Below are 12250 nucleotides of genomic sequence, written 5' to 3'. Positions count from 1 at the left end.
GAGAAACTTTAACATATATTGGAACGGGAGTGATTAAATTTGGAAAACACACATAACTTTTTTCTTCCCCCAAAAAATCTTATTGGTGTAGGGGCTATAAAAGATTTGCCAACGGAATTATTGGCACACAAACTGAGCAAAGCATTAATTGTTACAGACAAAAACATAATAAGCTGTGGCTATGTTGAAATGGTTGAGACAATATTAAAAAGTTTGTTTATTTCCTATGACATTTTTGATGGCATCTTACATCCAAATGCGACAGTTTCATTTATAGAAGATGGTCTCACCTATTTGAATAAGGGATTAAACCCGTTAAAAAGAAATTATGATTTTATCATATCTATAGGCGGTGGGACAAACCATGATTGTGCTAAGGGTATCGCTATTGTAGCAACAAATGGGGGAGCGATTGGAGATTATGAAGGTTATAACAAAATGACAAAGCCTTGTTTGCCAGTCGTAGCAATTAATACGACATCTGGATCAGCCTCTGAAGTAGGTAATTTTACTATTGTAACAGATGAGAGTAGAAAATTAAAAATGACTATTGGAGATTCTAAAATGATGCCTATAATATCGGTAAACGATCCTATGTTTATGGTAACCATGCCTCCGGAAGTAACCGCTAGTTCTGGTATTGATGTTGCTACCCATGCTATAGAAGCTTTTGTTTCCACAGAGGCTTCACCAATCACAGACTCTTTGGCAATTGATGCCTTGAAAATAGTTTTTGGTTATTTAAAAAGAACATACGATAATGGCCATGATTTGGAAGCCAGAGAAAAGATGATGTTTGCAAATGTTATGGCAGGGATGGCTTTTAATAATGCAGGCCTGGGATATGTTCATTCAATGGCCCATCAAATAGGCGGATTTTATAATCAAACTCATGGAGTTTGTAATGCAGTACTATTACCCCATGTGTTAGAGTTTAACTCAGTGTCAATATCTGACGAAAGAATATTTAGAATTAGCGAAGCAATTGGTATTAAAACACATAATAAAAAAGAAGCTGTTAAAAAAATTATGAGTAGCATTCAAAAGCTCACTGAAGATATAGGTATTCCAACTCATTTAAAAAAAATGGGAGTTAAGAAAAGTGATATTGAATTTCTTTCAAAAAATGCTGAAAAAGATATAACATCCTCTACAAACCCAAGGCAGGGAACTTTTGTAGATATTATGAAGATTTATATTGCCGCTATGTGAAAGTAGGTTATTTGTATTAATAAAAAACAATTGGGGAAACTAATTTTATTAATTGTTATTATGAGAGGAGAAAATGTATATGGACGATAATACAAAAATACCGTTAGTTTCATCAGAGATAACAGGTATTTGGAACTCATACATGGGTGAAAATTTGTTGATATGTAAACTTAAACACCATTTGAACAGTGTTGAGGATACCGATACTCTCGCTATAATGAAGTATACTTTGGATTTGTCAAATCAACGTATTAAAGTATTAACTGATTTATTTAATCAAGAGAAACTACCTATACCAGGAGGATTCAGTGACAATGAAGTTAATATAAATGCTCCGCGTTTATTTACAGATACTTTCTACTTGCAGTATATGGCTTATGCCTCAAAAGTAGCAATGCAAAATTATACTCTGATTTTAAATAACATAGCACGTTCCGACGTTAGAAATTACTTTTCAAAATGTATTCAAGAATACATCGATCTTTACAATAGGTCAGCAGAACTGAGATTATCAAAGGGTATATTTGTAAGAGCGCCTCATGTAGAAGTGCCTAAAGAGGTACAATATATAAAAGATGAAAGTTTCATGTTAGACTGGTTTGGAGAAAAGAGACCTTTACTTACGTTGGAAATAACTCACATCTTTTCCATTGCTTCCGCTACCATACTTAGAAGCGCACAGTTAATTGGATTTGCTCAAGTTTCTAAGGATAAAAAAATTTCGGATTATATGTTAAGAGGAAAAGAACTTGCAACTAAACAAAATAATGCTTTTAATTCAATTTTAGCAGCTGAAGGTATTCCAATTCCATCTTCTTCCGACTTATATGTAACCCAGTCTACAGTTGCCCCCTTTTCAGAAAAATTGATGTTATATAAAATAATGATAATGTGTTCAGAAAAAATCGGTAGTTTAGGCTTTGCTTTGGCAGATATACAGAGAAGTGACCTACAATCTATGTGTATTAAATTTATGGATGCTGTTATGAAATATGCTAAAGATGGTGCGGATATTATGATCGATAATGGCTGGTCTGAACAGCCTCCACAAGCAATAAGACATGAAAATTTAGTGGAGGTTTAAGCTAATGTAGATTAAGTAAATGTCAGTATATAATATGAATATGTTTGTAATCAAAGTTGAGACGTGAAAAATAAGCAGCTCAACTTTGAATTATTTTCAATAGAACAAAAACTAATTAATAAATATTAATTAGTTTTTAGCATTTGGTAGAAATATATTAAAAATCCCCTCTTCCTTCAGTCTCTACTGAAAACGTTACATTAACTTTTATATCAGAATTGGATATTACCTTATTCCAATCAGAAACCGTTCCCCTTCCATACTTAGTCTTCCTAAATCCAAAACATCGGTTTTGTATTTTAATTTAATCTTATTAATAGATTCATTACACATTTTTTCTACGTAAATTTTCATGTCTTCTTCAAATTTTTTTAATACTTTAGGATCATTGTATAAATTTTCATATAATTCATTGGATATAATGTTACCCTTTAAATCCAAGTTTATTACAAACTTATATTTTCCATTAATTTTATCACATTTAATCTTTCTTTTAGAAACAGTAAAACAATTTATATATTTCTTTGAATCCTTTTGTAAGGTTAAGATACCCTTAACATTATTTTCTTTTAAAATATTAATTATTCTAGCTTCCTCAACGCCAGCTTTTCCAACCAGTTTATCTTTATTAAATATTGCTAGACCTATGGTTTCTATATTGGTACCTTTTATTTCTACAATAGGAAGCAAAGCATTTCTCCCTTCCTCATCCACTCTTACTAACAAATCTATAAGTGTGTATTGCATGGGATAAAAATTGTATTGTTGTAAATTACTTACCATCTTCTCAATGTATTCAGCAGAATTTGGATATCCTTTAACTTTATATTTCAACATATCCTCAGCTTTTCCTGTACATACTACACATATTGCTCTATCATTTATTTGGGGATTATTAATGCATATATCTAAAAAGTCTTTCAAACCAAATGTTGAAGCGGCCTCACTAAAGACAAATATTCTAGAAAGACCAATCGTTGACCTTGTACCAGATCTTAATTGCCTATCTTGTCTTGTATCTCCTATACTTTTGCCCTCTCCAGAAACTAAAATGCTTGATATCTTACCTTCTTCCTCAAAGGAATATATTAAAAAAGGTATTTTATATGTATTAGCAGGATCTGTATCTGCTCCAACGCCTATAGGTATTTGTAAATTTTCAACTAATTCTCCCTTTGAGCCCATAAAACATATAATAAAAATAAGTATAACAACAATTAATATATAAATTTTATGTTTTTTTATAGTTAACACCTCTTTTTAAATAAATCAAAATTGCTACTATTGAAATATATGTTAAGTTAAATATTACATAAACAGGGATTAGCTTTTCCATATAATAACTAGTAGTTGTTGGATTTCCATATAGAAGAGATATAATTATGATTATGGGATACAGTAATATAGTAAAGGTTTTAGCAGATGTTTTTTTTATGGATTGGTTTAAGCCATAAGAAACTGCAAAGTAAAAAGTGGATATACATTTAAATTCAACCAAAGACCATATAGTTACAAATATATATCGAAAGCTATTAATAACCGGAATTTTTATACTATCCGCTAAGGTTATAACAGGCCATAAATACTTTTGGGAACTATCAACACCTAAGTAATAAATAGTTCCAAATGTAACCCAAACATAAATAAATGTTACAATACCAGTACTTACAAGACCACATTTTAATAGTTTTTTTGCTCTTGTAAAAAAGGATAAATTAGGAATATAATTTCCATACCACAAAAAGCAAAAACTGTTTTACTTGAACCTTTTACTATATTGCTTAAGCCTGAACCAAATATAGGCATCAAGTTTAAAAGACTTCCATATGCTAAAATACCTACTGGAAAAATAATCAAGCATATAGTTAAATAAAAACCTATTTCATTCAACCTTCCGAGAGTTTTAATACCTTTATAAGATACAAAAGATATTGGAATTAAAACAGTTAATAAAACTTGATAATTTTTTAAGAAAGTTACTGCATATACTCTAAATACATTGCTATATCCAGAAAATTCTGCTGTTAGAATAAATAAAAAAAAGGATATAAAAATAAAATTTAGAATACTACCTAAAATATTTCCAAAACACTTTTTACTTAATACCAATATATTATCTTTAGGAAATTTTTTACTCATAAAATTTGCTACAATAACCAAATATATAGGATACACTGCCCCCAATATGATGCTTATCCAGCCATCCTGTTTTGAAACTTTTATAACGAGATTAGGTAGAGACATAGTTGCTATACCAGTCATAATTGCCTTTAATGTAAATGTAAATTGGCTTGGGGTTAATAAAGTACCTTTAGCTCTATTTATTTTTCTCACCTCTGAAATCACTTTGCCTTATAGGGTCATTATGTGGAATAACCTCAGGTCTTTTATTCATTTTCCAAATAGGTGCTCTTATAAATATATCCTTCATATCGCTTTTAGGAAATGAAAAATAGGGCACACCAAAATTCTCCATGGAACATAGATATGCTAATATAAAAAACCACCCTATTACTATTCCCAGTATCCCAAGCCAATTTGCTAAGAATAACATGGGGTATACTAACAATCTTATTGAAATAGACATCTGATAATAAGATATTGCAAAAGAAGCAACAACAGAAATTCCTGCAATAAGTAAAGTACTTGAACTTACGACTTTTGCTGCAAGTGCGGCATCTCCAATAATAATCCCACCTACAATACTAAGAGACTGGCCTATTTTAGTAGGCATCCGCAGTGCACCTTCTCTCATAAGTTCTAGGTTTATTTGCATCCCTAATAAAGACATAAATGGACTTAATGATATACCTTTTCTAGCTTGTATAAGAGACTTAATATAATCTATGGGTATAAGCTCTTGATTAAATTTAATCAGGGTTATATAAATTGCAGGAAAAGATATTACTATAAAAGCAGCTATTATTCTTATCATTCGTGTTAAAAATGTTTGAATTACTCTTCCCAAATAATCCTCTGGGGTTTGAAAAAACTCTATAAAAGTTGTAGGATAAGTTGTAACATATGGAGTGCCTGATAATAAAAATGCAATTTTACCTTCCATTAATTTGGATTCTACAACCTCAGGTCTTTCAGTACCGATTACCTGTGGAAATATACTGTAAGGATGTTCTTCCATACATTGTTCAAGAATACCATTTTCTGTAACAGAATCTATGTCTATGGTATTTATTTTATCCTTTATTTTTTGTAAAAACTCTTTATCTACAATATCATCTATGTACATGATTACTAAATCTGTTTGACTTCTCCTCCCTAATACAAATTTCTCAGTTGCTAAATTTTTATCTTTTATTCTTCTTCGTAACATACTGATGTTTGTTTCTAGGTTTTCTACAAAACCTTCTCTTGGTCCTCTTAAAGCAATTTCGTTTATTGGCTCTGTTATTGCTCTATATACTCCTCCTGTAGTATCGATTATGATAAATTTACAAGAGTCTTGCACTAGTAATATAGTTTTTCCTCTTTTAATATTATCCACAACTTTATTTGAATCTGTTTCAACATAGGTGTTGCTAACAGCAATATATTTTTTACATATATATTCCTCTATATTTCCCATGCTAATAAAATCCTCATTAACATGAAGCATTATTGGGTTTAGTATATCTCTATCTATCATATCTTTTTTAGCTAATCCATCCATATAAATAACCGCAGCTTCTAAGTAATTTTTTTCACCAATAATGAAGTTTCTTATTACTAATTCATTTTGGGTTCCAAGAAGCATTTTTATATTATTAATATTTTCATTTAAACTACATTTTTTGCTTAACAATTTCATCACCCCACATTAATAATATTTTTATTATGCCCTTGATTTATGAAAATATTTATATGGTAACAATACATTAACCTTTTAAAGATATCTTTTTAAAACTTAAAATCATAATACTCTTCAAGTAAATTTAATATCACACAAAAAAAAGCCCGAGAATATCATATGGATGACTTCTCGGACTAGTTATATAATAAACTTTTTAAAAAAACATTAGCTATTGTATAGTTGAACCCTCTATTTGTATAACCATTAAAGAATACCACTCACTTTTGCCATAGGAATATCAAACAGGAGCAAACTGACTATTATAAAGCTGCGCATATTGACCACCTATTTCTAATAATTTTTCATGGGTTCCACTTTGAACAATATTACCATTATCCATTACCAAAATTATATCGGATTCTTTTATTGTGGAAAGTCTATGGGCTATAATGAAACTGGTTCTTCCTTTTAACATTTTAAGAAATGCCTTTTGTATTCCAATTTCAGTTATTGTGTCTATATTACTTGTAGCCTCATCTAAAATTAACATAGGAGGCTCAACAAGCATTACCCTTGCTATAGTAAGAAGTTGCCTTTGCCCTTGTGAAAGATTTTCACCTAAATCAGTAATTATAGTGTTATACCCCTTAGGTAAACGGCGTATGAAGCTATGAGACCCAGAAGATTTGGCAGCAGTTATTATTTCATCTTCTGTGGCATCGGGTTTACCATAGGCTATATTTTCCTTTATAGTTCCTGAGAAAAGCCATGTATCTTGAAGAACCATTCCAAAATTACAACGTAGACTATCGCGGCTTATTTCATTTATATTGGTCCCATCAATAAATATACCTCCACTGTTAATCTCATAAAATCTCATCAATAGATTTACAAGAGTTGTTTTACCTGCACCTGTTGTACCTACGATGGCAATTCGACTACCCGACTTCACAGTTAAATTAAAATTTTTAATAAGGGGACGATTAGATGCATATCCAAAATTTACATTTTCAAAAGAAATCACACCTCGATTGTTATGAAGATCAATTACGTTTTTCCTGTCAGCTATTTCGGATTCCATGTCTAGCACATAAAATATACGCTCAGCAGAAGCTGCAGCTGATTGAATCTGTGTAAATATTGCGGTTATATCGTTTAGAGGTTTTGAGAATAAGGTTGAATATATAAGAAAACTTGATATGTCACCTATTGTGAGTTTACCAAAAATAACAGCAAAACTTCCAATAATACCAATAAACGAGTAGATTATGTTATTTACAACCCTTGTAGTTGGGCCTGATAAAGAACCATAAAATTGAGATTTTACACCTGCACTATATAAATCATTATTGATATCTTTAAATTTATTAATAGTGTCATCTTCATAATTAAACGCTTTTACAACTTTTTGACCATCTATAATTTCTTCAACATAAGCATTTAAATCACCCAAAACTTTAGCCTGTTTTTTAAACATCTTCTGGGAGCGATTTGTGATAAATCTTGCCATGAAATAAGAAGCTGGAGACAAAATCAAAACTACTAAGGTCATAACAGGATTTAAGTAGAACATAAAGCCTATAGCTCCTATTAGGGTAACAATACCTGTAATAAGTGTGGACAAGCATTGAATCATTCCGTCTGAAATTGTTTCTATATCGTTAACGAACCTGCTTATGGTATCACCATGAGGCTTAGTGTCAAAGAAATTTAATGGTAGGGTGCTTATTTTTTTGAAAAGATCCTGCCTCATATTGTTAACGCTAGAAAAAGCAATTAAGTTAGTTAAATATATCAAAAGCCAATTAAATATGTTTGAAGCTATATAAACTATAGCTATTGCAATTATAATTTTAAATACATAACTAAAATCAACAAGACCTTTTCCTATCATCTTATCTATAGTTTTACCTATTAGCAGTGGTGCAATAAGGCTTAAAATTACTGTTATAATTGCGCTTAAAAGAGAAAATACAACATATACTTTACTTCGTGACATATATTTTATAATTCTTTTAAATATAGTTTTATTCATTATTTATTTACCTCCTTATCTGAAAGCTGTGAAAGACATATTTCTTTGTATATATCACAATTTGTCATAAGATACTCATGGATACCTACTCCTACTATTTTCCCATCGTCAAATACAATAATTTTATCTGCATGCTTTATAGAACTGGCACGCTGAGAAACAGTAAGTACAGTCATGGTCTCACTGCAATTTTTAAGCTCAGTTCTAAGGGCTGCATCCGTTGCAAAATCAAGTGCACTAGAGGAATCATCAAGTATTAAGATTTCAGGTTTTGCAATTATTGCTCTAGCAATTGTCAGTCTTTGCTTTTGTCCGCCAGAAAAATTAAGACCTCCACGGGTTACTTGTGTATTGTAGCCATTAGGTAGCTCTTTTATAAATTCGTCAGCTTGAGCTATTTTTGCGGCGTCAATGATTTCCTCTTGCGAGGCAGCTTTCTTTCCCCAGCGAATATTTTCGCAAATGCTACCAGTAAACAGAACAGATTTTTGTGGTACCATGCTAATTTTATCCCTAAGTTTTTTTAGAGAATAATCTTTAATATTTACTCCATTTATTATTATTTCACCTTTAGTTGCCTCATAAAATCTTGGAATTAAATTTATGAAAGTGGATTTACCGGAACCTGTAGTTCCTATAATGCCTACTGTTTCTCCCTTATTAATAGATATGTTAATATCCATTAGTTCGCAGTCGCTAGCACTGTCATATGCAAAAAAAACATTTTTGAATTCAATGGAAACATCATTATCATCATGCGAAGATTTTTCTATTTGCATTCCATCGTCCTTAATTGATGCTACGGTATCAAGTATTTCATTAACACGGCTAGCAGATGCAAATGCTTTTGTAAATATAATAACAAGATTTGATAGTGCAACAAGTGCTAATAATATTTGTGTAACATAATTAACAAATGCAATAATTGTGCCTTGAGAAAGCGTGCCAGCATTAATGTGATAACTACTAGCCCATAAAATAGCAATTATTGCTACATTCATAACAAGAGTTGTAAGAGGGTTTAACAAAGCGGAGGTTTTGCCAACTAAAACTGCAGTTGAAGTTAAATCGTCGTTTGCAGCTTTGAATCTTATTTCTTCGTTCCTTGTCTTTGCAAAGGCACGAATTACTCGTGCTCCAGAAAGATTCTCACGAATTACTATTCCGAGTTTATCTAATTTATTTTGATATTTACGATAAAGTGGAGAGGTTCTACTTATGATAAGGTATATAATAATTCCAAAAATAGGAGTAGCTACTATCAATACGAGAGCTAATCTAAGATCTAATAACATTGACATAATAATTGCACCAATACATATAAATGGTGCACGAAATGCCATACGAATAAGCATAGCAACTGCGAGTTGAAGCTGATTTACATCACTAGTAATACGATTTGTTAGAGACGAGGCACCGAACTTATCTATTTCCACATAGGAAAACGTAGATATATGTTCAAATAAATTGTTACGCAAATTTGTACCAAAGCCTTGAGAAGTACGTGCAGCAAAATACTGACATGTCATAGAACTACAAAAACCTAAGATGGCCATAGCACACATAATCCCACCCATTTTTAACACATAGCTTGTATTGTGCGAGCTTACCCCGTTATTTATAATAAGTGCCATAAGTGTTGGAAGTAATAGTTCTAATAATGCTTCAATAAGCTTAAATGTGGGTCCTAAAATGCATTCTTTCCTATATGGTTTTAAGTATTTTAAAAGTTTAAACAAAAATCATCACTCCATTATAAAAAGTATTGCATGTTTTGTTCCATGCGAATATGATTATAGCATAGGGATTTCCATATTAATAATATATGTTTTATATATGTGGCATACGATATTCATATATATATTAAAGCCTTAATTAATGTTTGGTTTTGTAATTTTAATTATATATGGAGTGCCTGCCTATGTATAAGAGGAGGAATAGTATGGACATTAAACAGCTCAGGTATTTTCTTACAATAGCAGAGGAAGGTCAAATAACAGCTGCAGCTAGAAGGCTTCACATTGCTCAACCACCCCTAAGTCAACAGCTTAAACTTTTAGAGAGAGAACTTGGAGTAAAACTTGTAGAAAGAGGACCAAGGCATATCCATTTAACGGATGCTGGTGAAATTTTAAGAACTAGAGCAGAGCAAATTTTGGAACTTTCGGATTCTACAATAAATGAAATAGACGATTTCAAAAAAGGTTTAAACGGAACATTATCCATAGGAATGGTTTCATCCTCTGGTGCATTACTCATAAAAAATACTATGTCAAAATTTCATGAAGAATATTCTGGTGTAAAATTTTCTGTGCATGAAGGTAACACATTTAAGATCCTAGAACTATTAAATAGAGGGATCATAGAAGTTGGAATTGTCAGAACGCCATTTAAAGCCTTAAACTGTAATTATAAATGTATGAAGAAAGAACCCATGATAGCGGCAATGACAAAAAAATATTCTTCGGATTTAGAAGGGAATTACATCTCATTAGAACAACTAAGTGGAAAGCCATTAATTTTTTATCGAAGATTTGAACAATTAATAATGGATACCTGTATAGAAAGTGGTTTTAAGCCGGAAGTATTCTGCAAAAATGATGATGCACGAACAACACTTCTGCTAGCTAATGCAGGATTTGGAATTGGAATAGCTCCAAAATCCGCTTTTGAACTTTCATGTAATCAGAATCTTATTTATAAGGAAATAAAAAATGAAAAATTAGAAACATCACTAGCTGCAATATGGATAAAAGATAGATATATGTCTTCACTAGCAGATAGGTTTATAAAATGCTTCAATTAAAACTTAAGTATTTTTTATTTTTTAAAGATTAGATAGCCGCATATACGGATGGTGTAGATATAAAAATTTCCATTTATACTTTAATTATAAGTTGGAAAAATCAAACAATAATAAAAATTCAATAAATATAGAAATTGTAATATGTTATAATATTAGGTATAGATAATCAAACCTAATAAAAATTAATATAAGATTCACAGGAGGCAAATAAATGGAAAAATCAAAAGTATATTTTACAAACTTAAGAACAAAACCGGGATATTCTTTATTAGATAAACTTCAAAAACTTGTAACCCAGGCAGGTATAAAAACCATTGATTTTAAAGATAAATTCGTAGCTATAAAAATTCATTTTGGAGAGCCAGGAAATCTTTCCTACATAAGGCCAAACTATGCTGCGAGTATAGTTAAACTAGTGAAAGAACTTGGTGGTAATCCTTTCCTTACTGACTGTAATACTTTATATGCAGGAAGAAGATCTAATGCTGTAGACCATATTGAAGCTGCTATGGAAAATGGTTTTAATCCGATTTCAGTTGGTTGTAACTTAATTATAGCTGATGGATTAAAAGGTGGAGATTATAGAGAAATTCCAATAAACCAAAAACATTGTAAAACTGCTAAAATAGGTTCAGCCATTGCAGATTCAGATATAGTTATTTCTATGACTCATTTTAAGGGTCATGAAATGACCGGTTTTGGTGGAACATTAAAGAATTTAGGAATGGGCTGCGGATCCGTTGGTGGAAAGCTTGAAATGCATTCTGCTTCTAAGCCTTTTATGAAACATCGTAAATGTGTAAGCTGTGGTCAATGTATTAAAAATTGCCTACATGAAGCAATTACATTTAATGAAGATAAAAAAGCAACTATAGATTATGATAAATGTGTAGGCTGTGGTCAATGCGTTGCAGTCTGTCGCTTCGGCTCTGCAACAGTAAAGTGGAACGAGTCTGCTGATAGTGCTAATGAGAAAATTGCAGAATACACCTATGCAGTTATTAAAGACAAACCAAATTTTCATATTAGTTTCATTATGAACGTTTCTCCTAATTGTGATTGTTCTCCAGAAAATGATATAGCAATTATTCCAGATATAGGTATAGCAGCATCCTTTGATCCAATAGCATTAGATCAAGCATGTGTTGATATGGTTAATAAAGCAACAGCAATATATGGCTGTGAGCTTTCTGATAACCATTATCACGAAGGTGAGGATAAATTCTCAAACATACATCCTGATACAAATTGGAAAGTTGGACTTGACCATGCAAAAGAAATAGGATTTGGTACCAATGAATATGAAATAGTAACAGTTAAATAAAA

At 31.2% G+C, this 12250-nt stretch carries 8 protein-coding genes and 1 pseudogene; 4 read left to right on the top strand and 5 right to left on the bottom strand.

Features of this window, described 5'->3' with window-relative positions; genetic code table 11:
- Positions 1-39: 39 nt before the first annotated feature.
- Positions 40-1212, top strand: coding sequence for an iron-containing alcohol dehydrogenase (locus tag LGK95_RS07990; RefSeq protein ID WP_226123912.1), 1173 nt, complete (start codon positions 40-42; stop codon positions 1210-1212).
- 79 nt (positions 1213-1291) lie between these two features.
- Positions 1292-2296: a DUF3231 family protein gene (locus tag LGK95_RS07985; RefSeq protein ID WP_226123910.1), complete on the top strand. Its 1005-nt coding sequence runs from the start codon at positions 1292-1294 to the stop codon at positions 2294-2296.
- 225 nt (positions 2297-2521) lie between these two features.
- On the opposite strand, the gene LGK95_RS07980 is transcribed toward LGK95_RS07985, so the two are convergent.
- The 5 genes and pseudogenes from LGK95_RS07980 to LGK95_RS07960 all read right to left on the bottom strand — a co-directional run bounded on the left by LGK95_RS07980 (position 2522) and on the right by LGK95_RS07960 (position 9857).
- Entirely contained in the window at positions 2522-3481 is a 960-nt protein-coding gene (locus LGK95_RS07980; RefSeq protein WP_264174505.1) for a Ger(x)C family spore germination protein, read from the bottom strand.
- A gap of 46 nt (positions 3482-3527) precedes the next feature.
- Positions 3528-4540: pseudogene (locus tag LGK95_RS22805) on the bottom strand (GerAB/ArcD/ProY family transporter).
- A 73-nt stretch (positions 4541-4613) separates the two neighbouring features.
- Positions 4614-6101 carry a spore germination protein gene (locus LGK95_RS07970; protein ID WP_226123906.1) on the bottom strand — a complete coding sequence of 496 codons (1488 nt, stop codon included), beginning with the start codon at positions 6099-6101 and terminating at the stop codon, positions 4614-4616.
- Positions 6102-6381: 280 nt separating this feature from the next.
- Entirely contained in the window at positions 6382-8118 is a 1737-nt protein-coding gene (locus LGK95_RS07965; protein WP_226123903.1) for an ABC transporter ATP-binding protein, read from the bottom strand.
- Positions 8118-9857 (bottom strand): ABC transporter ATP-binding protein, encoded by a 1740-nt coding sequence (locus LGK95_RS07960; protein ID WP_226123901.1) that lies wholly within the window; start codon positions 9855-9857, stop codon positions 8118-8120. Before LGK95_RS07960 ends, LGK95_RS07965 begins: the two co-directional genes overlap by 1 nt.
- 203 nt (positions 9858-10060) lie before the next feature.
- On the opposite strand from LGK95_RS07960, the gene LGK95_RS07955 reads away from it, so the two are divergent.
- Together LGK95_RS07955 and LGK95_RS07950 are read left to right on the top strand one after the other, a co-directional pair.
- Complete coding sequence (locus LGK95_RS07955; RefSeq protein ID WP_226123900.1) at positions 10061-10924, top strand: LysR family transcriptional regulator; 864 nt, start codon at positions 10061-10063, stop codon at positions 10922-10924.
- 211 nt (positions 10925-11135) lie between these two features.
- On the top strand, positions 11136-12248 hold the full coding sequence (locus LGK95_RS07950) for a DUF362 domain-containing protein (protein ID WP_226123899.1): 1113 nt from the start codon (positions 11136-11138) through the stop codon (positions 12246-12248).
- The last annotated feature ends 2 nt before the right edge of the window (positions 12249-12250 follow it).

It is taken from the genome of Clostridium algoriphilum (genome assembly GCF_020443705.1).
In the GTDB taxonomy this organism is placed as follows: domain Bacteria; phylum Bacillota; class Clostridia; order Clostridiales; family Clostridiaceae; genus Clostridium_AD; species Clostridium_AD algoriphilum.
Note: the sequence above shows the minus strand (reverse complement) of the source record. Positions and strands in the feature narration are given on the sequence as shown.